Consider the following 23,302-nt stretch of genomic DNA (forward strand, 5'->3'; position numbering starts at 1 on the left):
TGAAAAAAATGGGTGTTATAAATTTAGCAAGAGTAGATGAACGTTTAATTCATGGACAAGTTATGATGACTCTTTCACAAAAGAGTGGAGTAAATTCAATCTTTGTAGTGGATGAAGTTGTAGCAAATGACAAATTCATGAGAGAGTTATATAAAAATGCAGGTAGCCGTACTGGACAAAAAACAATAGTAATTACGCCAGAGAAAGCTAAATTTTATTGGGATGAATACCAGTTCAAAGATTATAATTGTATCTTGTTAGCCAAAACTGTAAAGGTTATGTATGACTTGGTTAAACATGGAGTACCAATGAAAGAGTTGAATATTGGAGGTATTGCACAAAAAGATGCAACTAAAGATTTATTAGTTACAAAATCTGTTTATATAAACAAAGAAGATGTGGATAGATTAGTAGAAATGAATGAGAAATATGGAGTAGAGAACATCTATTTCCAAGCTACTCCTTCTGCTCCTAAAACAGAACTAAAAGATGTTGTTAGTAAATTCAAGTAATTTTTCCTAAATAATAATTGGAGGTTTATCATGGATAATATTTTTAACGATAGATTGGCTAGGTACTCCTTTATGTATCGTTCACGGAATAGCGATAAAGAGAAAACTAGATTTCTGAAGGCACTTGTAACAGATATATCACAAGTGAGAAAAGATGTTTACGTAATTGAATATAGTAATCAAAAAAAATACAGTGCACGAAATGTGTATGTTGGAGATATTAAAAAGGCAGATCAAATCGTTTGTACTTATTATGATACACCTCCAGCTTATTTGGGAGATTATGTGTTGTTTGATAGAAAAAAACAAGAAAAGCAAACTACAAAAGCGGTTCTTTGTTCATCTCTCATTTGGGTATTCCTAGGTATTTTAGGAACACTTTTATACATGAACTTGGTTTCTTCCCCATTTGTTTTATTTTCAGTGCAAACAGCATGTCTTGCACTGATATATGGTGGATATTTTGTGATTTTATCAAAGTTAACAAAAGGTGAGTTGAATAGAAGGAATTTAATTAGGAATACATCTTCAGTACTTTTTTTACTGCAGATGTTAACAGAGAATCAAAAACAAAAAAAAGTGGCTTATGCATTTATAGATGAAGGCTGTTATGGAAGTCGAGGATTAGATGTCTTAATGAGCTCTGTAAAAAAGAATGCAAAGATCTATTATTTAGATTCTATTGGAGCCGATGCCACTTTAAATGTAATGGGTCAACAATTTGAAAAAGAGGTTACTGAATCTAAGGGAGTACGTTATGTATCGCCTAAAGATCAAATCAATTATTTGTTTTGTGCAGATATAAATAAAAACAAAGAGTTTTACTTAGATAAATCAAAATTAAATAAGAAAAATTTAAATTATGAGCATTTTACTAAGGCACTAGAATTGTTAAATCAAGATATAAAAGGAGATTAATTTATGCTAGGAATTGTAATAGCCACACATGGTACTTTAAGCGATGGCATCAAAGATGCAGCAGAAGTAATTATGGGAAATACAGAAAATATCGTAACAGTAAATTTAAATGCTGGAGATGATGTTGAGAAACTTGGTAAGAAGATAAATAGCTCTATTTTAGAAGTAAATCAAGGGGATGGTGTTCTGGTATTGGTTGATTTAGTAAGCGCAAGCCCATATAATCAATCGGTTCTTGTTACAAATAAGTTAGAGCAAGAACTAAAAGACAAGGTTTATATTATTGGTGGAGTTAACTTACCTATGTTATTGGAAATAATAAATCATCAAATTTTAGGAACACAAATAGAAATAGTTGCAAAATCAGCTGCAGAACAAGCAAAAGACTGTATTAGTTTATGGCATGCACCTGTAGATGTAGATATGGATGATAATGATGAAGATGATGATTTTTGATGGAGGAATAAAATGAAGTGGGGATTTAGATGGTATGGAGCGAAAGACTCTATTCCTTTAAAACATTTCAGGCAAGTTCCAGGTACAGATGGGGTTGTAGGAACCTTATTAAATAAGTTGCCTGGAGATGTTTGGGAAATTGATGAAATAAAAGAATTTAAAGATTCAATCGAAAAAGAAGGTCTAGAATTACTTGGCATTGAAAGTGTTGCGGTTCATGATGCAATTAAAGCAAGAACAAAAGATTGTGATCATTATATTGATAATTACATTCAAACAATTAGAAATTTAGCAGCATGTGATATTCATTTAGTATGTTATAGTTTTAAGCCAATTTTTGGATGGGCTAAAACAAATTTAAAACATGAAAATCCAGATGGTAGTTATTCATTGCTATTTGATCAAGCTGTCGTAGAAAACATGGATGCGAAAGATATGTTTAAACTTATAAATAGTCAATCTAATGGGTTTAAATTACCAGGATGGGAAGAAGAACGTCTGAAGAAGTTTAATGATTTAATGGAAATGTATGAAAATATCACAGAGGATGATTTATTTGACAACCTTGCTTATTTTCTAAAAAAAGTTATTCCTGTTTGTGAAGAGGTTGATGTAAAAATGGGGATTCATCCGGATGATCCACCATGGGAAATCTTTAATCTTCCAAGAGTAACAAAAAATTTAGAGGATTATAAAAGAATAATAAATATTATAGATTCTCCTTATAATGGGGTAACACTTTGCACAGGATCTCTAGGAGCAAATCCAGAAACAGATTTAGTCAAAGTAATAAATGAATTAGGAAGTAGAATTCATTTTGTACACTTAAGAAATGTTGAATTTTTAGGAGAACAAAAATTTAGAGAATCTGCTCATTTGAGTATTGATGGGTCATTTGATATGTATACACTTATGAAGGCACTTGTAGATATTAACTTTGATGGAGTCATCCGTCCAGATCATGGACGTGCAATTTGGGATGAAATAGCAATGCCAGGATATGGTTTATATGATCGTGCTTTAGGTTTCACTTATTTAAGAGGCTTACACGAAGCTATAACAAAATCTCAAAATGAAAATAGATTGGAGCAAGAGTAATGAGTGTAAATGTAGATGTATATAAAGAATTAGGAGAAATAAAGTTATTACCACTTTATACTGCAACTGATTTAAAGTATTTAGATGATTTGGAAGAGATTCTTTTGCAAAATGATATACCTTTTATAGAAGTAACATTTAGAAGTAATCTTGCTTTAGATGCAATTAATAAACTTTCACAATCTGGTAAGTTGATTGTTGGAGCAGGAACAGTACGTACATTAGAAGAAGCTAAGAAGGCAATTGAAAATGGAGCAAGCTTTATAGTTTCTCCAGCTGTGATTCCAGAGGTAATTGAATATTGTATTGAAAATGAGGTTCCAGTTTTCCCTGGAACAGCAACTCCAACTGAAATTCAAAAAGTAGTTAGTTATGGACTTAATGTTGTAAAGTATTTTCCAGCGGATATCTATGGTGGTTTAAAAGCTATTAAAGCATTAAGTGGACCATTTTATGATGTTAAATTCTTGCCAACAGGGGGAATTAATGCAGATAACTTTATGGATTATGTTAGTAACGATTATATTTTAGCAGTTGGTGGATCTTTTATTATTTCTGAAAAAATGATTAAAGAAGAAGGTAAAGAAAAGACAAGCAACTTGTTAAAATCATTAGTTGATCAAATTAAAGCTTAGTGCAATATTGCACGGCTTTTTTTTTAAGGAGGATTATGTGAGAATGGAAAAACCTGAATTAGTTATATTTGATATGGATGGGTTAATGTTTGATACTGGACAACTAGCATATCGTGCATATATAGAAGGTGCTAAAAATTTTGATTTTACAGTGAATCATTCTGTATATTACTATTTGACTGGACGTAGAGAGCCCGAGATTCGAGAGGGAATGAAAAAATTATACGGAAAGGATGTTCCTGTATCTGAATGGCGAGATAAAATCATTTTAAATAGAGAAAAAATTTTAAGTGATGAGAAGCGTGTATACAAGAAAAAAGGTTTATTAGAACTGTTAGAATTTTTAAAGAAAAATTATTATAAAATAGCTTTGGCTTCTTCGAATAGCAGAGAGAAAATAAAACACTATTTTAAAATTGAAGATATGCCAGATGTATTTGATATCATTGTATCAGGAGATGAAGTCCATAATGGAAAACCAAATCCTGAAATATTTTTAAAGGCCTGTGAAAAAGCAAATGTTTTACCAGAACATGCTTTAGTATTGGAAGATTCTATAGTAGGTATTAAGGCTGCTTTGCAAGGAAATATTAAGGCTTTTCTAATTCCAGATGACATATCTAATTTACCAACACACAAAGGAAAACATCCGTTATTAATAAATCCTGAAGAGTCTCTTATTACGATACCAGAGAATGTAGAAACTTTTAAAAATTTATTAGAAGTTATAGACTATTTAAAATAATCAACATGAAAATCCACCTATTTTTATTGGGAAAATGCCCTGAAGCCGCATAAACACTATATATAGTTATATAGCTAGATAGATAAGAATATATATATCTATATTCCAAAGGATTAAAATTTTAAATAATTTTATGAGTGAAGTTGTTCTTTAATTTATGATGAAGAAATAAAAAATGTAGCTTTTGCAGTCTTAAAAAGATTTGTGAAGGAGTTGAAGAAGTTAATAAAAATTTATTAAAAGCTTATTGGGATATTGGTAAAACTATTGTAGAAAATGAACAAGACGGAAATATAAGAGAGAGTATAGAAAAAAATATTGAAAAAATTATCTAAAGAATTATCGAATAAACTTGGTAAGGCTTTTGGCGTTCAAATCTTCAGAATATGAGAAATTTATATTTGTATTATTCAAATTGCCAGACACTGTCTGGCGAATTAAGTTGGTCACATTATTGTGAACTTCTATCTATTTCTGATGAAGCAAAAGGAATTATTAGGACTTCCAGAAAATATTGAGCTTTATATCCACAGGATAAGAAAATTCCCCAAATTTGTTTTGGGGAATTTTCTATTTTAGGAGCTAATAAATACAAAGAATAAATCTAAGTAGATAAATATGAAAAGTTGGAAGATATAATAATATAAACATTAAAAATGTAATTTTAAAAAATTACATTTTTAATGTTTGCAATTAATTTCCTTTTATGGTAGCGTTGTATTATGGTAGAAAAATTAATTTGAGAAAGGCACAGTATTTATGAGAAGATTAAATGAATTAGTTGAATTTATAAGTGGTTCACCTCAATTTAGAATTACAGAAGCTTTAGATGAACATGCATCTGTATTTATTTATTATAGCCAAACAGATTTAACGGATGATTTGGTTGGGATTATTTCTGATGGGATAGTAAATAAACAAGTAAGAACATATGATGAGGTAAGTACCTTGTGTGAGAATGATGTTATATTTAGTTTGATTACTGGAATGGCAACTATAATAAGAAAGAATCATGAAGGATATCTTTATACACAAAATTATGTCAAGTTATTACCTAGAGAGGATATTGATTCAAAGTTTCTTGTATATCTTATAAATGAAAATAAAATAATAAAGAAACAGCTTATAATGGGATTACAAGGATCACAAGTTTTAAAATATACACTAAAGCAACTAAAAGAACTGGAAATACCTAAAATGCCATCTATTGATAAGCAAAGAATAATTGGACAAGTCTATTTTAAGCAATTAAGGCTTGAGGCTCTTAAACATAGGGCAGCTAAACTTAAATCAACTATTATTTTAGCTAATTTAGAGGAGGTTATTAAATAATGACAGAGGATAAATTTGAAACAGAATTAATACAATATATTACTACTGGAGCCATAACAAAACCTGAACATTTAGAGGGATTAGGGCAATTTGTTATTGCTGAAAATAATATTGATTATGTAGTGAAATCAAAGTTATGGACTTATGAACCAGAGATTAAGACTACAGAACAACTTTGGAATAATTTTAAAGAAATACTTGAAAAGAATAATCAAAATACCCTTGATAATCCACTAAGTGTTGTTGAGTTTAATCAAGTTAAAAAGGTTATTTCTGATATTAAGACACCATATGAAGCAGGACAATTTTTATATGGACTTAATGGTGTATCTCAAATTGAAATTGATTTAGATGATGGACATCATGTATTTTTAACTGTTTTTGATCAAAAACAAATTGGTGCTGGAGATACAGTATATCAAGTAGTTAATCAAATTAAGCGTCCTGCAATTATTAATGGAAAGCAAGATCGTCGTTTTGATACAACGCTTTTAATAAATGGATTGCCTATAATACAAATAGAAGAAAAACGTGATACTCATGATGTTAATGAAGCATTAAATCAAATGCATCAATATTGTGATGAAAATCAATATGGTGATATTTTTTCAACGCTACAGATTTTAGTGGCTATTACCCCTAATAATGTGAAATATATGGCAAATACTACAGCTGATAAATTTAATAAGGATTTTGCTTTTAATTGGCAAAGAAAAAGTGATAGTTCAATTGTACGTAATTGGAAAGAGTTCGCTGATTCAATGTTAAGTATCCCAATGGCACATCAAATGGCTACTAACTACATGATTTTAGATGGTACAAAAAATAAACAAACATTAAAGGTAATGAGACCATATCAAGTGTATGCTACCCAAAATGTAATTGAAAAGATAAAAAAAGTAGATTTTGAATTTGGAACTAATAAAGTAGGATATATTTGGCACACTACTGGTTCAGGTAAAACAATCACTAGTTTTAAAACAGCATGGCTTGCAAGTCGTATGCCAAAAGTGGACAAGGTGGTTTTTGTAGTAGATAGAAAAGCATTAACTAAACAAACAAATGAGGATTATAGAGCGTATGACCCAGATTCTAGTGAAGATAAGACTGGTAGTGTTGAAAATACTAATAATACAACAGATTTAAGTAGGAAATTAAAAAGTAAGGATAATAATATAATAGTTACATCTGTTCAAAAGCTTGATACTTTAGTGAAGCGTAAATCTTTTAAATCACCTGATAAAAATATAGTATTTATTGTAGATGAAGCACATCGTTCAACTGGTAGTGAAAATTTTGAAACCATACAGAAGGCTTTTAAGACATCTGCTTGGGTTGGATATACAGGTACTCCAATGTTTGATGAAACTACAACAGGATTAAAAACAGAAGAAATTTTTGGACCACTTTTACATGCTTATACAATTCGTGAAGCCATTGCAGATAGAAATGTATTAGGATTTAAGGTTGATTTTGAAACAACAATTGATGAAGAAGAAATGAAAAAAGAATACTTACCAGCTTTTTATAGGGAACGCTACCCAAATTGGACAGAAAAACAGATAAAAGAAAAAATAAATAATTTAAATCAAGAAGATATGGATGATGCAATTGAACCAAGTTTTTATGATGAAAATCTTGCTCATGTCAAACTTGTAGTTCAGGATATCTTTACTAATTGGAGAAATCGTTCAAACGAAGGTAAGTATAATGCATTATTTACAACCCATGTAGGTGGTGGCAAGGCTAGTACACCAATGGCAATGATGTATTTTAGAGAATTTCAAAGGGTAAATGATGAAAATAGGAAGAATGGCAGACAAGTACTGAAGGTTGCAGTTACATTTAGTTTAAATACTTCTAATAATAACAGTATGCTAGAAACTAATAAAGGTTTATTTGAGGCCATGAATATTTACAATAAAGAATTTAACACAAACTTTGGAATGGATGAGGTTTCAGGATATACACAAGATGTTATAAGCCGTTTGAAAAGAAGTGCATTAGATAAGAACTACTTAGATATAGTAATTGTTGTAGATCAGCTTTTAACAGGATTTAATGCACCCGAGCTTAATACTCTTTATGTTGATAGAACACTAAAAGGGGCTGGGCTTATCCAAGCATATTCAAGAACAAATCGTATTGCAGACATGCAGGATAAACCTTGGGGACGTATCGTTAACTATCGTTGGCCTGCGCATAATGAGAAGCTTATGAATAAGGCTTTGGCAATTTATGCAAATAAGGATTCTGCAATTTTATCAGCTGAGGAACAACGTAAAGCTAATGAAAAAGATGGAATAGTAGCAAAACCTTTTGAAGAGGTATTTAATGAAGTAAAAGAGATAGTTGAAAAATTAAGTAATTTAACTAAGGAATTTCAACAATTACCACCTTCAGAGAAGAAAAAGGAAGAGATGCTTGAATTAATACGTGAGTACAATGCTGGTATGGCAAAACTTAAGCAGTATAACTCTGAAGAGGTTGATGGTAATATAGTAGGATTCAACTATGATAATCCAGATCAATTAGTTGAAATGTTAGGTATGACAAGTGAGCAAGAAGTTATGCTTACAACAGTTTTAACAAATGAATTAAAGCAACATATAGCAAAAGAAAAGAATATACCTTTTTATCAAATTGAATTAAAGATGACACATATTAAAGATGTTAAAATAGACTATGATTATTTAACAGAATTGGTGGAACGACTATTAAATGAAGTTCATGAAGGTAAAAAAGAAGAGGCTAAGGAAACAAAGGAGAAGATAGACCAATTTGCTAATGGATTAGATGATAGAAATTATGCTAATAAAATTATGAATGCTACAAATGCTATTATTAAAGGATATTATCCACCAGCAGGTGCTAGTGTAAAATATCCAATGAAATTACAAAGTAGTGATGTTATAATAGAGCAAGCTAATAATGTAAGTTTAGATAGAACATTTTTAGACTTTAGAGTTAAATGGGGCATTACAGATATTATAACAAGTGCTGAAATGAGAGAGTTATTCAGCAAACATCATTATGGATTACAAGATTTGGACGATAATGGGAAAATAAGAGATATAGTTGCAAAAGCAACAGTGAATTATGTGACATTAGCACATGATGAAGAAATTCAAGGTTTATCAAAGATTAAGTATCGTAATAATTTGCGTGATGCTATATATAAATTAGCAGATGAACAAGTAGAGAATTACTAATTTTTTGAATTGAAGGTTTAGTATTCAGTTCGGATAGGAGATAAAATGGATAAAAACAAAGAAAATGTACCTAAGATAAGATTTCCAGGATTTGAGGGACCTTGGGAACAGCGTAAGCTTGGAAATATAGTTGATATTAGAAGTGGAAGAGACTATAAACACCTTTCAGAAGGTGGAATTCCAGTTTATGGAACAGGTGGGTATATGCTTAGTGTAAATGAAGCATTATCATATAAAGAAGATGCTATAGGAATTGGAAGAAAGGGGACAATTGATAGACCATACATATTGAGAGCTCCATTTTGGACTGTGGATACCTTATTTTATGGAATTCCTGAGAAAAATAATGATTTAGATTTTGTTTATGATATTTTTCAAAATATAAATTGGAAACAAAAAGATGAATCAACAGGTGTACCAAGTTTATCAAAGGCTGCGATTAATGACATAGATATTTTGATACCTGAATATAAGGAGCAGAAACAAATAGGTAACTTTCTTAAAAATATAGACAGCCTTATCACCCTTCATCAGCGTAAGTTAGAGCACTTGCAAGATAAGAAGAAGGGGTTATTACAAAAGATGTTTCCAAAAGAGGGAGAAAAATTTCCAGAACTTCGTTTTCCTGGATTTACTGACCCTTGGGAACAGCGTAAGTTTGAAGATATATTCAAATTGTCGCAAGGGCTTCAAATACCAATAAGTCAGCGATTTTTAACAGAAGGAGAAAATAAGTATTTCTATATAACTAATGAATTTTTAAAATCAACTTGTGATGAGAAATATTATATTGAAAATCCACCTCAAAGTGTAATATGTAATAAAGACGATATTCTTATGACTAGAACAGGTAATACGGGCATCGTTGTTACTGATGTAGAGGGATGTTTTCACAATAATTTTTTTAAAATTCAATATGATAAAGAATTATTTGATAAGCATTTTATTGCTCAATTACTTTCAACTGAATTAATGAATCGACGAATTCTAAATAGTGCTGGGAGTTCAACAATTCCAGACTTGAGTCATAAATCATTTTATAAACTAGATTCATTTTTCCCAAAAACTGATGAGCAAAAAAAGATATCAGAATTTATTCTAAGTTTAAATAACATTATCACCCTTCATCAGCGTAAATTAGAACACTTACGACAACAGAAGAAGGGACTTCTACAACAGATGTTTGTATAGTAATTTAAAAATAGGAAGGAAATAAAAATAATGAGTAATAATATACAATCAATTACTAATAAATTATGGGCAATGGCAAATGAATTACGTGGAACTATGGATGCATCGGAGTACAAAAATTATATATTGGCATTTATGTTTTATAGATATTTATCAGAACATCAAGAGGAGTATTTGTTAAAGAATAATGTTATTGACGTTATAGAGGGACAGTCTATTAATGAAGCCTATAATTCACAAGTAGATGAGTCAGAGCTTCAAGATTATTTACATGATATTTCAGCAAGCTTAGGCTATGCTATTGCTCCAAAGGATACATGGCAATCATTGATTGATAAAATTAATGATTCACAAGTTATTCCTAGTGACTATCAAACTATTTTTGATAACTTCAATAAAAATGCAGAATTGAATAAAGAAGCAGTTAAAGACTTTCGTGGAGTATTTAATGATATTAATTTAGGAGATTCTCGCCTTGGAAATTCTACAAATGAACGTGCTAAATCACTTAACAACATAGTAAAGCTAGTTGATAGTATTGAATACAAAGGTAATGATGGCAAAGATATTTTAGGTGAAATATATGAATATTTAATTGGTCAATTTGCAGCTAGTGCTGGTAAAAAAGGTGGAGAATTCTATACACCACATCAAGTAAGTAAGGTTTTGGCTAAAGTAGTAACAGAAGGTGTAGAAAAATGTGATGAAATATTTAGTGTATATGACCCAACAATGGGATCCGGTTCTTTATTACTTACTGTAGGTCAAGAATTACCAAATGGCACTCCTATGAAGTACTATGGTCAAGAATTGAATACAACTACATATAACTTGGCTCGTATGAATTTAATGATGCATGGTATATCTTATAATAATATGGTATTAAATAATGCTGACACTTTAGAAAGTGACTGGCCAGATGGTCCAGATCCAAAAGGTATTGATCATCCACGTAGATTTGATGCAGTAGTTGCAAATCCACCATATTCTGCCAAATGGGATAATGATGAAACTAAATTAAAAGACCCACGTTTTGGTGAATACGGAAAGTTAGCACCAGCTTCAAAGGCAGATTACGCTTTTATATTGCATAGTATATATCATTTAAATAAGACGGGAACAATGGCTATTGTGCTACCTCATGGAGTTTTATTTAGAGGTGCAGCAGAAGGGAAAATAAGAGAAACTTTAATTGGTAAAAATTATCTTGATACAATAATTGGATTACCAGCAAATTTATTTTATGGAACAAGTATTCCAACAGTAATTTTAGTATTAAAGAAAAATCGTGAAACTAAAGATATATTATTTATTGATGCAAGTAATGATTTTGAAAAGAATAAAAATCAAAATAATTTAAGAGATGAACATATTGATAAAATCATAAAAACCTATAAAGAACGTAAAGATGTTGAAAAGTATGCTCATTTAGCATCTATTGAAGAAATTAGAGAAAATGATTTTAATTTAAACATACCACGTTATGTTGATACTTTTGAAGAAGAAGAAGAAATTGATTTAGAAGAAATAAATAAGCTCTTAGAACAAGACAATAAAGAAATTGCTGAGCTTGAAGCCGAGATCAATGAACAATTGAAGATATTAGGAGTAAAAATTTAAATTATTTTTACAGGTGGCAGCAATTTTGCCCGGGCGCAGACATTCTATTAAAGGATTTATTTAAGGCATAGAGTTTTCACTCTATGCTAATTTTTTTTATGTTGAGATTAATGAGTTTCACCTGTTTTTACTTATAAAACGCTCTAAAGCCGCATAAACACTATATATAGTTATATAGCTATATAGATAAGAATATATCTATATATATTCCCGAGGATTAAAATTGCAAATAATTTTATGAGTGAAGTTATTCTTTACTTGGTAAAGGCTTTTCGAGTTCAAATCTTCAGAATATGCGAAATTTATATTTGTATTATTCAAATTGCCAGACACTGTCTGGCGAATTAAGTTGATAGCATTATTGTGGACTTCTATCTATTTCTGATCAAAGCAAAAGTTGGATAAGCTTGCCTATTAATGCTAAAATACTATCATAAATTATTTACGTAAAGAGGAGAAATAAATGAACATTAATAATTTTGAAGAATACATAGATAAAAGAATTTTATCTAGAGGTTATGATTATTATGTTGAAGGAAATATCATTGAAACTAGAGAGGGTGTAGATGGTGAATTTATTTTTGATGTTGAGGGAAGTGATGATTACGAAGTTTATGTGAAGCTAGAGAAGAATGGCGAAATAATAGATTCATGTTGTGATTGTCCTTATGATTTTGGACCAAGATGTAAACATGAAGTAGCTGCTTATTATGAATTAAGAGATTTTTTTAATAAAAAAGAGAGTAAGAAACAAAAAAGAACTAAAAAAATGGGAATAGAAGAGGTATTAAGTAGCCTTGCTAAAGAGGAACTCATCACCATAATACTAGATATGACTCAAGGCAATAAGGCATTAAAGGAAAGCTTGATTTTTAGATATTCAAAAGTAGATGAAGATCATGAGTTAGAAAGCTGCAAAAAAGCAATAGATTCTATCGTAAGAAAATATTCAGGAAGTAAGGATTATATTAGTTATAGAGAAACTTCATATTTTACTTATGAAATTATGGATTTATTTGAAAAAGTTAGAAGGGTGAATAATCCATTGATAGCCATGGATATGGCATTTTTAATTTTAGATGAGTCAGTAGAAGCTTTTCAATATTCGGATGATTCAAATGGAGATATAGGTGATTTAGTTTCAGAGTCATTGAGACTTATAGAAGAAATTGCTAGTGAGATAGATAATAAAGATCTAGCTTTAAGAAAAAAAGTCTTTGAAAAATTATTAGATAAGTGTGAAAGCAATGTTTTTTATGGATGGGATTCTTACAGAATAGATCTCTTAAACATATGTACTGTATTTGATGACATTGAAGAACTTAGAAATAGGTTAAAGTCAAAGATAGAACAGCTAATAGAAGTTAATTCTACTAGAGAGAATAAAGAATATAGTATTGAGCAAATGAACCATTTATTACTTAGCATGATAGAAAGACATGGGACTGATGAAGACATAGAGAAGTTTTTAGAAAAAAACATTAAGTTTACTTCTTTTAGGGAAGAGGTTATAAACAAATGTCTGAAAGATAATGATTATGATAAGGTAATACAATTAACCATAGAGGGAGAAAAACAGGATGAAGAGTATATAGGCTTGGTCTTTAAGTGGAAAAAAATAAGATATGAAGCCTATAAAGCACTTTCACTAAAAGATGAGCAGGAAAAGTTAGCAAAGGAGCTCTTTTTAAATGGTGAGTTTGAATTTTATAGAGAGCTAAAAACTTTAATTAAGGTAGATAAAGAAGTCTTTTATAATGATTTAAAGAAAGAGTTAGAACTTAAAGGTAAAAGGTATTTATACATAAAACTTATCAATGAAGAAAATGATTTAGAAGCGATAATGGCTTACGTAAGAAAAAATCCAAATAATATAGAAGATTATGCAAAAAGGCTTTTAGTAAATTATAAAGAGGAAGTTATTGATATTTATAAAAATTACATAAAAGTAAAAGCAAGTTATTCATCTAATAGAAGCCACTATAAAGAGGTCTGTGGAGTTATTAAAAGATATGAAATTTTAGCTGGAAATAAAAATGCTATGGAACTAGTTAAGGAATTTAAGGTTTTATATAGGAAAAGACCCGCGTTTCAAGATGAGTTAGGAAAGTTAATGTGAAAAAGGAGTAAGCTTTAGAATTTTTGCTAGTGCATGGACATACTTTTCTCTATAGATTTTGAATTAATGCTATAAAAATAAGAAATTATTTTTAAATATTGTGGAAAATTCACAAAAATATGATTATAATATAAGAAAAGGATCATAATATCTATTAAGAATATCTTGTAGGTTGAATGGAGGAGAAATTATGTTAGTAGAATTTAGTGTTGAAAATTATTTATCAATTAATGATAAAGTAACGTTAAGTATGGTGGCTTCAAAGGATAATTCACATGATAACAATGTAATTGAGAATATAGATAAGAAATTAAATTTTTTAAAGACTGCTGTTATATATGGGGCTAACGGTTCAGGAAAAACTAATGTATTAAAAGCTATAAGATTTTTATCATACTTTATTAGAACTTCACATGAAATGCAGCGAGGTAAAAAAATTGATGTTGAGCCATTTAAACTAGAGAGGGCCTGCTTAGACAAGCCTAGTGCTTTTGATTTAATTTTTATAATCAATGAAGTAAGATATGCCTACGGATTTTCAGCTACAGAAGACAAAGTGGTTGATGAGTATTTGTATTATTATCCAAATGGAAGGCAAAGTATAATATTTGAAAGAACTGATACAGTAAATTATAAATTTACTAATGACATTGAAAAACAAACCCAGATTAAAGAAAAATTTCATTCAGATAATAAATTATTTATTTCTACATTAAGTGTATGGGAATATGATAAGGCACAAATTCCTTTTAAATGGATAAATGATAACCTAAGAATTTTAATATTTAGAGAGAATCTAGAAAGTTTAACTATAGATTTAATGAAAAAAGATGAATCAGTAAGTAAGAGGGTAAAAAGTTTACTAAAGAGTGTTGTAAGAGATATAGAAGACATTACCTTTACTGAGATAGATATAAATGAAGATGATAATCCTTTGTTAAAATTTTTAAGTGATGAAGCTAAAGAAAGTCTTTTTAAGTCTAAAAATAATAAGCTTATTAATGTAAATACTGTTCATAAAATGAATGATAGTGATGAGCTTGTGGAGTTTGATTTATTAAATGAGTCTGATGGTACTCAGAAACTTTTTGGTCTTTTGGGGTATTGGATTAAAGCTTTAGATGAGGGATTAACATTAGTTGTTGATGAATTAGATGTAAGACTTCACTCACATTTAACTAAGTTTTTAGTAGAATTATTCCATAACCCGACTATAAATAAGAATAATGCACAACTCATTTTCTCAACTCATGACACAAATTTATTAGATCAAGATATTTTCAGAAGAGACCAAATATGGTTTACAGAGAAAAAAGACAATAATAGTACTGACTTATATTCATTAGATGATTTTTCAGTGAGGAAGGATGCTGCCATAGAAAAAGGATATTTACAAGGTAAATATGGAGCAATTCCATATATCAAAGGAGGTTTTCTATGGCAATAAGAAAAAATATAGGAGAATTATCAAGAGAAGGTAGAAAGAAACGTAAGATAAGACCTACTATTTTAATTATTTCAGAAGGTAAAGATACAGAAGTTAATTATTTTAAAGAATGTAATGGGAAATACGTGAATGTTGATATAAAATTAGCAGATAAAAGTTCTGTGGGGAAGAATAAATCAAGAAAAACAGATCCAATAAACTTGGTGGAAAAAGCTATAGATTGTGTAGAAACTAAGTATGATATAGCTGAAGCAGATGGAGACAGAGTTTGGTGTTTAATTGATGTTGATTTAAACTACAATAATGCAAATCCTATAGAAAATAGAATTGACGAAATTCAAAAAGCATATAAAAAAGCAAAATCTTTTGAGAAAAATAAGAATACTTCAATTAACTTAGGAATTTCAAATCCTTGTTTTGAAATATGGTATTTGCTTCATTATATTTATACAACTGCTAACTTTAAAGCTTATAATGATGTAAAAAATAGAATAGAAAAAGATACACCGTTGAAAGATTATGAAAAAAGCAGAAATGTATATAATATTGTACACGAGAATACTCAATTAGCAATTCTCAACTGTGATAAGTTAAAACATCATCATGAAGCTATGGGTAAAACTTTAATTGAGTATAATAAAAAATCTTTTAATCTTGATATTAATAATGTTGTCAGAAGCAATCCATTTACAAATGTTAATGATTTAGTTAAATATATAGAATTATTAAATCACAGCACTTAATAAGGATTAATCATAAAAATCTCAAAAAATGGGATGTAGAGAGTTTTGTTTCCACACAAAACTTGCTACATCCCTTAGTTCTTTTCTTATGTTCCACTTAAATTTGAATATCTAAAATAAAATTCTATTTTATCCTCTTTTAACTTAGCAATTTTTTGGAAAGTGACATATATTTTGTGTGAGGAGGTTGATAGATTGAGTAATGTATTAAAACTAGCCATTGATATTGGTCATAATTGCAGTTATGACCTAGGGGCATCTGGGATTAAGTCAGAGGATAAGTTAAATCTTGAGGTAGGTAGTAAATTAATTGAGAAATGTTTAAGTGCAGGTATTGAGGTTATTAAATGTTTACCTAGTAGTGCTTCAAGTCTTTATGACTCTTTAAACAAGAGAGTAGCTATAGCTAATAATCATAATACGGATTTCTTTATATCTATTCATCATAATGCTTTTCCAGGAGCACAAGGATGTGAGATTCTTTGTTATCCAGGCAGTAAGGGGATAGATATTGCAAAAGTAATACTTCCTGGGATTGCTTCATTAGGGTTTAGAGACAGAGGGGTAAAAATCAGAGGTGATCTCTTTGTATTAAAGAATACTAAAATGCCTGCAATTCTTATTGAGTGTGCCTTTTGCGATAGTGAACATGATATGCAAATTTATAACTCTGAGGCTATGGCAGCTGCAATTTTTAGAGGAATTAAAAAGGCTTTTAGTATCCATAATGAAGAAAGCAATCAGTCAAAAGAAGAGGGGTTATATCATGTAGTAAAAAAAGGCGATAACTTATGGACATTATCAAAGATTTACTTCACAACAGTAAAAGAAATCATAGCTATAAATAATATTGAAAATCCAGATTTAATATATCCTGGTCAAAAAATAAGAGTTAAGTAACTAAACAATATAAGAAAGATAGACAAAAATTCTATTTAAAATGAAAGGAGGCGAGTCATATGACAGAATCAATTTTAACTTCATTAGCTTTAGTTGTAGAATATAAAAGCGGACTAGATAAAGAAGGAAAAGATGTCTACAAGAAGCAAAGATATTCAAAAATATCTGAAGATGCTACAGATGAAGCTTTATATGATGTAGGAAATGCTATAGGACAAGTAATAGATACACAGACCTATAGAGTTTCAAAAGAAAATAAATTTGAGCTAATAAGGTTGTAACCCTTATTGCTGTAGAAGCTTGGTCTTCAAAGCTTCATTGGATTCATTTTTAGCCCCATCAAACTCTTTTAAGATTTTGATGGGGCTAATTCTTTATAAAAATGACAGTGGTTGTCAGGGTTTTGCTGATATACTAATAATAAGAAAACAAAAGGAGTGAGTTAATCATAAATATAGAAGGTTTACTTAATGTAAGGACAAGGGAAGAGCTAAGAATTTGGTTGCAAGATAACAGTTCAATCAAAACAAGTTGTTGGGTAGTGGTTAGTATTGTGCCTAAAGCAGATACATTATTATATCTGGATGTAGTTGAAGAGGCTTTATGTTTTGGGTGGATTGATGGAATTAAAAAGAAAAATTCAGAAAATCAGCTAGTTCAACGACTATCTCCTAGAAGCAAAAAAAGTTCATGGACAGAATTGAATAAAGAACGTGTAAGGCGTCTTGAGAAACTTGGACTTATGACTGATGAAGGAAGAAAGGTCTTACCTGATATGAGTAGTAATTCTTTTGTTATTGATAAGTTTATAGAGAAAAAGTTGAAAGAAGATATGTTAGTATATAAAAATTTTATGAATTTCCCTGAGCTTTATAGAAGAGTACGAATAGATACAATACAACAGGTGAAAAGCCAACAGGAATTATTTATGAAGAGATTGGATAAGTTTATAGAAAATACTAAACAAGATAAGATGTATGGTTCGTGGAATGATAATGGACGCCTTATTGACTAAAAGAGGCAAATTAAAAACTAATCAACCAGAATAAACTCTAACATACCTCCCCCAGTTTTATATAATGTATGTAGAAATATGGAAACACTTACGGTAAAATAGAAATAAGTGTAAGTAATTAATAAAAGTATTTTGGTTAGTTTAGGAGGGAGTTATTTTGTTCTTTTTTTTCTTCGAAAGTATATATACTAATCCATTTGTGGAAAAAGCATTCTATTTAGTATGTGGAGAAAAACTTATTACTGATGGATACTGTGATATGAATCGTTATATATCTGGTAAGATTAGCAAAGATTCAATGCTGCAAATATTAAAGAATATAGATTCTCCATTTACTGAATTATATAGGAGCAAATTCGTTGAAGCAAAGGATATTGAGAAAGCTCTTGATGAATTTATTAATTCCAAAGCTATGAGGAATTATGGAAATGTTGACTTTATGAAATTAGAGGAAGCACAGGCTTTAATTAATTGGATTTACAAGTCAATAAACACAATGGAAGAGCGTTTAGTAGCTACTAAGGAAATGATGAAGTCATTAAAAGAAAAGTACAAACTATCAAGTGAAGTAAATATTTCTCAAGGAATAGTATATCTAAACTCAACAGTTGAGCTAAATTTTTTGTCTTCTATTGAAGAGTTTTTTAAGTATATTAGAGAAATGTCACTACCAGGGAAAACATTGTTTTATAGGGGACATGCTGAAGCTAATTATATTCTAATTCCTTCATTAATGCGTAGACATAACTGGAGGATTAACGAAAGAAAAATGTACAATGAACTAATAATTAAGTGTCCAAGTAGTTTTGAAAAAATGAAGTCTCATCTTGAGTATCTTGTGGAAATGCAACATTATGGGTTGCCTACAAGGCTATTAGATATAACAACTAATCCTTTGGTTGCCTTGTATTTTGCTTGTGAAAACTATCAAGATTCTTTTGGAGAGATTGTAGTTTTTTCTGTTGATGATAACTCTATAAAATATCCTCAAAGCGATACTGTTTCAATATTGGCAAGTTTACCTATGTTTGAATATGAAAAACAACAAGAGATGTATGAGTGTGCAAGTGATAAAAATATGTCTCAAGAACAGTTTAATACAAAAGTACATCCTTTATTACAGGAAGTGAAATCTGAAAAGCCTGCATTTAGAGATGAGATTGAAAAAAAGGATTTGCTTAGCAGTGTAGTGGTATTGCCACTTAAAAACAATAATAGAGTACTTAAGCAGGATGGAGCATTTATATTATGTGGCTTGTCTAAGAATTATAAAGAGTTAGATTTAAATGAGTTACGATATAAAGATTCTAATGAAAAAAGACAAGTATTTATAATTAAGGAGAAGAAAAGTTTTATTGATATGTTAAATGCCTTTTCTATAAACAAGTCAACTCTTTTTCCTGAAATTGATGATGTTGCTGATTTTATAAAGGGAAGATACTAATATGCGGAAGACAATTAATCTTCCGCAAAATAATTGATTATTTAAGTTTAATATTCCTCAATTACCACTAATTGAAATCCCATTTCTTAAATTGAATTTCAATTTATTAATAATACTATTTTTCTTATTAACCACTTTTGAGTAGTTAAGATTGCTATGCAAGGAATACTGCTTTAAGGTATGTTTTTTTAGAAAAACATAGTCTACAAGCTTCTTTTCAGTGTGACTAAGCTCACTAATTGCCTTTTTTAAGTTATCAATATCAATTTTTTTAATAACTTCATCTTCTATAAATTCCTTATCATTTGAAACTACATGTTCAAGATTATCAGTAAGAATTAATGTAGCTGCGCCATCAGTTTCATTTCTTTTATTAGCTAATCTTATTAATAAACCTACTGAGTTTTTTATTGAGATAGTAGCATAGGCAACGAACCTGTGTTTTTCAGGATTATATCGGCTTAAGCAATTAAATAAACTATTATAACATTCATTAACTATGTCTTCAAATTCAAAACCATGAATATAAGATCTTTTTGCGAGATTTAATATAAATGGTTTGAAATTTTCTGCTAATTCTTCCTTTGCTCTCATATCTCCTTTTATCGATAGTAAGGCTAATCTTTCCACTTCATCAAAATTCAAATTTATCACCTCTTACTCATTTTTTAATAGGAGGTTGATAGGGTGAGTAATGAATTAAAATAGTCATTGATATTAGTCATAATTGCAGTTATGACAGGGTTGGAATTGAAAGGATTCTCAAGTATTTTACCTATAGGAAAATTATACCATAAATCAGTATTGAGAGGAATAGATGTTCTTCTCATAATATAGATAACTAACTTTTTTCTGTTTTAAGCTGCTACTTTTTTATAGTTTTTGAATGGGTGTTAAATCTCCAAAAATAAACAAATTAGTTTATATGAAAACTAAATTTTGGTAATATTTTTATAGTAATCATTGACTATGGGGTTACCCCTTGATTTAAAATTGATTTGTTTTTAATAGAAACAATCAAACAAAGGGGGACAATTATGAAAAGTATAAAATCAAAATTAATAGTATTTGTGGGATCCCTGTTCATAGTTATATGCATAAGCATGGGAATAGTGGCCTTCTTAACAGCAAAAAGCTCTCTAGAATCTAATTTAGAGAAAACACTTCCTAATATTTCAGTAAGAACTGCTGCAAATATTGAAAGTAAAATAGAAGGTGAATTAAAATCACTTGAGTCAATAGCTGCTAGAGATGAAATAAGCAATCCTGACATATCTTTAGAAAAAAAATTATCAATTCTTTCTGAGGAATCTAAAAGGATTGGAAGCTTAAGGATGGGGGTTGTAGATAAAAATGGATCAGCTCATAACACAAGTGGTACAACCGCTGAGATAAAGGATAGAGAGTATTTTCAAAAAGCATTATCAGGGGAAGGGACTGTTTCAGATCCAATAATAAACAAAACTGATGAAAGCGTAATTATTATTTATGCAGTTCCAATTAAACATAATAATGAAGTAGTTGGAGTATTAATTGAAACTAGGGATGGAAATTATTTAAGTGAATTAACTAATGAAGTTAAGGTTGGCGAAACTGGGTATGCATTTATGATAAATAAAAAAGGCGTAACTATTGCTAATACTAATAGTGACTTAGTAGTTAAAATGAATAATGCTATAGAGAAAGCAGAGAAGGATGAAAGTTTACATAGTCTTGTAGAAATCTATAAAAAAATGATAGTCGGAGAGACTGGATTAGGTGAATATAAGTATAATGGGGTTAAAAAAATAATAGGATATGCTCCGGTAAATGTTGGGGAATGGTCAGTAGGAGTTACAGTAAATAAAAAAGAAATTTTATCAGAATTAGATGGATTGCTGATACTTATAGCACTATCAGCTGCTGTATTAGTACTTATAGGTTTTATTATGATTTATATAATATCAAGTACTATAGCGAAAGGAATAAAATCAACGTCTAAACATTTAAAGTTATTATCAGAAGGAAATTTAAATAAAGAAGTATCTCCCAAGTATTTAAGGCTGAAAGATGAAATTGGAGATATGACAAATTCAATGAAAGTAATGCAAGAATCATTGGGAGCAATGATTAAAAAGATAAAGAATAACTCTGAAAATATTAATTTTCGCTCTGAAAATCTAACAGCTATATCAGAGCAGATAGCAAATGTATCAGAAAATGTAACTGAAGCCATTTCTGATATCACTAAGGGGACAGGATCTCAATCAGAAGATTTAATGTTAATTGTAACAATACTTAATGAATTTAGTGATAAATTATCTGAAATGGTTAAAGAGATTCAGGACGTAGACTCAAATTCAAAGCAGATAAATATTATGGCAAACAATAGTAGTAATGATATGAATGAATTAAATAAATCTGTTATAAATGTAAGTACTTCTTTTAAGAGTTTTTATGATAAAATAAAAACCTTAGGAGAAAATATTAAGCAAATAAATGAAATAACTAATCTAATCAATAGTATATCAGAGCAAACAAACTTATTAGCATTAAATGCTGCTATTGAGGCCGCTAGAGCTGGAGTATCTGGAAAAGGTTTTTCGGTAGTAGCGGAAGAAATAAGAAAATTAGCAGAACAATCAAAAGATTCAGCAGAAAATATAAGTAAATTAATAAATATAATATCAAAGAATTCAGATGTTATAGTAAAAGATTCGGTAACTATGGATGATGAATTAATGAAACAAGTTGAGATTATTGATAATTCAACAAAATCTTTTAAAGAAATTATATCTGCTGTGGAAGAAGTAATACCTAAAATTGATAGTATTAAAAGTTCTGCTGAAAATATAGAAGGCGATAAAAATGTTATATTAAGTAGAATAGATGGAATATCTTCAATTTCATTAGAAACTTCAGCATCATCTGAGGAGATATCAGCGTCATCAGAAGAGATGTATGCTTCAACTGAAGAAGTAGCCGAAGCTGCAAAAACTCTTAATAGTATGACTAGTCAAATGATAGAAGAAGTAAATAGATTTAAGATTTAATGATAAAATAAAAATAGAATTGCTTGCTTATTAGCTAGGCAATTCTATTTTTGTTATTTAGCTTCAACTCGAGCCCATATTAAAATATAGTATATAGGGATTGTGTCTGCATTTTCAATAAAAAGCAATCTTCCAGAAGTATTATCTACAAATTCATATCCTTTTAATTTTGCATAAGAGGTAAGAGAAGATAAATCATCAGGAGAAATAGAGAATATATCCTTTACAGCAATGCAGGTTCTAATACATAAACCTTCATTAGTTATCTTAATATTATTACTACAACTTAAAGATAAATCATCGAAATATTTTTTTGTTATTCCTATACCGATAGTTGAAGAATATTTTTTGCTAAAGGTATCATCATTTAATTCTTCCTTGGATAATGATATAGATATATATGAAAATGGGAAACAATTAACCCACTCTTTTATAAAATTGAATTCTTTTACTGAAGAATCCTTGGTGATTATAGGTAATGAATATATTGTTGTACCATGAAATTCATCAACAGAATTTATTAATTTCATGCCAAAACTTGAGTATTTTTTAGTTTCTTTTAAGCGGAACAATTCATCTTCAAGTCTCTTAATTTTATCTTCAAGTTCTGTTTCCTTGTCACATAGAAAATAATTGAATTCATTTAAGGAGGTATTTTTGATAGTATGTCTTATTTCTGATAGTGGCATATGTAAACTAGTTAACTCTTTTGTAAGTAGAGTAATAAGCGCTTGTTTATTATCATATTTAAAATAACCGTTTAGTGATTGAGTTGGTGTAAGAATATTAATATCTTTATAGTGACGAATAGTGTCAATACTCAAACCTAGTAATTGTGCAAATTTTCCTATAGTATACATAGATAACTCCCTTCAATATTAAT

Annotated in this window: 20 protein-coding genes and 1 pseudogene; 19 read left to right on the forward strand and 2 right to left on the reverse strand. The window is 29.4% G+C overall.

Annotated elements, in window-relative coordinates:
• The first annotated feature begins 8 nt into the window (after positions 1-8).
• From B3N22_RS17955 to B3N22_RS18040, 18 genes and pseudogenes are all read left to right on the forward strand, one after another.
• Positions 9-512, forward strand: coding sequence for a PTS sugar transporter subunit IIB (locus B3N22_RS17955; RefSeq protein ID WP_286909194.1), 504 nt, complete (start codon positions 9-11; stop codon positions 510-512).
• Between the two features lie 30 nt (positions 513-542).
• Positions 543-1,430: a hypothetical protein gene (locus B3N22_RS17960; RefSeq protein WP_286909196.1), complete on the forward strand. Its 888-nt coding sequence runs from the start codon at positions 543-545 to the stop codon at positions 1,428-1,430.
• A gap of 3 nt (positions 1,431-1,433) precedes the next feature.
• Entirely contained in the window at positions 1,434-1,886 is a 453-nt protein-coding gene (locus B3N22_RS17965; protein ID WP_021802732.1) for a PTS sugar transporter subunit IIA, read from the forward strand.
• 12 nt (positions 1,887-1,898) lie between these two features.
• On the forward strand, positions 1,899-2,984 hold the full coding sequence (gene uxuA / locus B3N22_RS17970; protein WP_286909199.1) for a mannonate dehydratase: 1,086 nt from the start codon (positions 1,899-1,901) through the stop codon (positions 2,982-2,984).
• A complete protein-coding gene (locus B3N22_RS17975; RefSeq protein ID WP_286909201.1) occupies positions 2,984-3,619 on the forward strand; it encodes a bifunctional 4-hydroxy-2-oxoglutarate aldolase/2-dehydro-3-deoxy-phosphogluconate aldolase in 636 nt (211 codons plus the stop codon). Before uxuA ends, B3N22_RS17975 begins: the two co-directional genes overlap by 1 nt.
• Before the next feature lie 43 nt (positions 3,620-3,662).
• Entirely contained in the window at positions 3,663-4,364 is a 702-nt protein-coding gene (locus tag B3N22_RS17980) for an HAD family hydrolase (RefSeq protein ID WP_286909478.1), read from the forward strand.
• Positions 4,365-4,735: 371 nt separating this feature from the next.
• A pseudogene (locus B3N22_RS17985) lies at positions 4,736-4,882 on the forward strand (DUF1016 N-terminal domain-containing protein); the annotation flags it as partial.
• Between the two features lie 241 nt (positions 4,883-5,123).
• The gene (locus tag B3N22_RS17990; RefSeq protein ID WP_286909203.1) at positions 5,124-5,696 is read left to right on the forward strand and encodes a restriction endonuclease subunit S; all 573 of its coding nucleotides are present in this window, start codon (positions 5,124-5,126) and stop codon (positions 5,694-5,696) included.
• On the forward strand, positions 5,696-8,908 hold the full coding sequence (locus tag B3N22_RS17995; RefSeq protein ID WP_286909205.1) for a type I restriction endonuclease subunit R, EcoR124 family: 3,213 nt from the start codon (positions 5,696-5,698) through the stop codon (positions 8,906-8,908). The genes B3N22_RS17990 and B3N22_RS17995 overlap by 1 nt, the downstream gene beginning before the upstream one ends.
• Before the next feature lie 45 nt (positions 8,909-8,953).
• Complete coding sequence (locus B3N22_RS18000; RefSeq protein ID WP_286909207.1) at positions 8,954-10,099, forward strand: restriction endonuclease subunit S; 1,146 nt, start codon at positions 8,954-8,956, stop codon at positions 10,097-10,099.
• A 30-nt stretch (positions 10,100-10,129) separates the two neighbouring features.
• Complete coding sequence (locus B3N22_RS18005; RefSeq protein WP_286909208.1) at positions 10,130-11,719, forward strand: type I restriction-modification system subunit M; 1,590 nt, start codon at positions 10,130-10,132, stop codon at positions 11,717-11,719.
• 463 nt (positions 11,720-12,182) lie between these two features.
• On the forward strand, positions 12,183-13,838 hold the full coding sequence (locus tag B3N22_RS18010) for an SWIM zinc finger family protein (RefSeq protein WP_286909210.1): 1,656 nt from the start codon (positions 12,183-12,185) through the stop codon (positions 13,836-13,838).
• Positions 13,839-14,028: 190 nt separating this feature from the next.
• Positions 14,029-15,285, forward strand: coding sequence for an AAA family ATPase (locus B3N22_RS18015; RefSeq protein WP_286909212.1), 1,257 nt, complete (start codon positions 14,029-14,031; stop codon positions 15,283-15,285).
• Positions 15,276-16,028: an RloB family protein gene (locus tag B3N22_RS18020; RefSeq protein ID WP_286909230.1), complete on the forward strand. Its 753-nt coding sequence runs from the start codon at positions 15,276-15,278 to the stop codon at positions 16,026-16,028. The genes B3N22_RS18015 and B3N22_RS18020 overlap by 10 nt, the downstream gene beginning before the upstream one ends.
• 195 nt (positions 16,029-16,223) lie before the next feature.
• Positions 16,224-16,928: an N-acetylmuramoyl-L-alanine amidase gene (locus B3N22_RS18025; RefSeq protein WP_286909232.1), complete on the forward strand. Its 705-nt coding sequence runs from the start codon at positions 16,224-16,226 to the stop codon at positions 16,926-16,928.
• Between the two features lie 59 nt (positions 16,929-16,987).
• Complete coding sequence (locus B3N22_RS18030; protein WP_286909234.1) at positions 16,988-17,209, forward strand: DUF1659 domain-containing protein; 222 nt, start codon at positions 16,988-16,990, stop codon at positions 17,207-17,209.
• A 272-nt stretch (positions 17,210-17,481) separates the two neighbouring features.
• Complete coding sequence (locus tag B3N22_RS18035; RefSeq protein ID WP_349676651.1) at positions 17,482-17,943, forward strand: YdeI/OmpD-associated family protein; 462 nt, start codon at positions 17,482-17,484, stop codon at positions 17,941-17,943.
• Between the two features lie 157 nt (positions 17,944-18,100).
• The gene (locus B3N22_RS18040) at positions 18,101-19,387 is read left to right on the forward strand and encodes an FRG domain-containing protein (protein ID WP_286909236.1); all 1,287 of its coding nucleotides are present in this window, start codon (positions 18,101-18,103) and stop codon (positions 19,385-19,387) included.
• A gap of 57 nt (positions 19,388-19,444) precedes the next feature.
• Here B3N22_RS18040 and B3N22_RS18045 read toward each other — a convergent pair whose 3' ends face one another.
• Positions 19,445-20,032, reverse strand: a complete 588-nt coding sequence (locus B3N22_RS18045; RefSeq protein WP_286909238.1) for a sigma-70 family RNA polymerase sigma factor — start codon at positions 20,030-20,032, stop codon at positions 19,445-19,447.
• 392 nt (positions 20,033-20,424) lie between these two features.
• Between B3N22_RS18045 and B3N22_RS18050 the strand changes: the two genes are divergently transcribed.
• Positions 20,425-22,419 (forward strand): methyl-accepting chemotaxis protein, encoded by a 1,995-nt coding sequence (locus B3N22_RS18050; RefSeq protein ID WP_286909240.1) that lies wholly within the window; start codon positions 20,425-20,427, stop codon positions 22,417-22,419.
• Positions 22,420-22,472: 53 nt separating this feature from the next.
• Here the strand turns inward: B3N22_RS18050 and B3N22_RS18055 are convergent, their stop codons facing one another.
• The gene (locus tag B3N22_RS18055) at positions 22,473-23,279 is read right to left on the reverse strand and encodes a MerR family transcriptional regulator (protein ID WP_286909242.1); all 807 of its coding nucleotides are present in this window, start codon (positions 23,277-23,279) and stop codon (positions 22,473-22,475) included.
• Between the last annotated feature and the right edge of the window lie 23 nt (positions 23,280-23,302).

The sequence above is a fragment of the Clostridium sp. UBA1652 genome (assembly GCF_002320975.1).
Lineage (GTDB): Bacteria > Bacillota > Clostridia > Clostridiales > Clostridiaceae > Clostridium_T > Clostridium_T intestinale.